The organism is Shinella sp. G-2 (genome assembly GCF_050172695.1).
GTDB lineage: Bacteria > Pseudomonadota > Alphaproteobacteria > Rhizobiales > Rhizobiaceae > Shinella.
This window is the reverse complement of record NZ_JBBEYH010000083.1, coordinates 1-503: the sequence shown is the minus strand read 5'-3', so window position 1 is coordinate 503 and position 503 is coordinate 1. Positions and strand designations below refer to the sequence as shown.

The following is a 503-nucleotide window of genomic DNA, read 5'->3' as shown; positions in this document are numbered from 1 at the left end:
GGCACGGCGCTTGGCTTCGGCCGCGCCGATCTCGTCGATACGTCGGTAACGGGCGGCGCCGATGACGCGGTGACGCGCACGATGAGCCTGAAGATCACCGCCGTGGACGGCGCGACGAGCCTGTCTTCGACGGCGGGCGGCGCGATCACGCTTGTCATGGGTGCCAATGGCATCGTGAAGGGCGTGGATGCCTCGGGTGCGCTGGTGTTCGCACTGCATATCGACAGCGACGGCCGCGTGTCGGTCGCGCAGTACCAGGCGATCGAGCATCCCAACACCGGCGATCACAATGATTTTGTCGACCTGACGGGTCTCGTGGACGCTGTCGTGACCGTCAAGGACTATGACGGCGACGTCGACAGCAAGAGTGTCGCCATCGGTGGCGCGATCCGCTTCTATGACGACGGTCCGGTTGCGGGCGGTGCTGCCGTTCTGCGGACGGCCGCGGAGAGCGATATCCTGAACCTGCGCTCGCAGGGCTCCGGTCTGCACCCCGAGGCCGA

General features: G+C 66.4%; 1 protein-coding gene. It reads left to right on the top strand.

What is annotated here, in order from left to right:
• The coding region (locus tag V8U06_RS29220; protein WP_427143655.1) for a DUF5801 repeats-in-toxin domain-containing protein at positions 1–503 on the top strand (503 nt) is incomplete at both ends.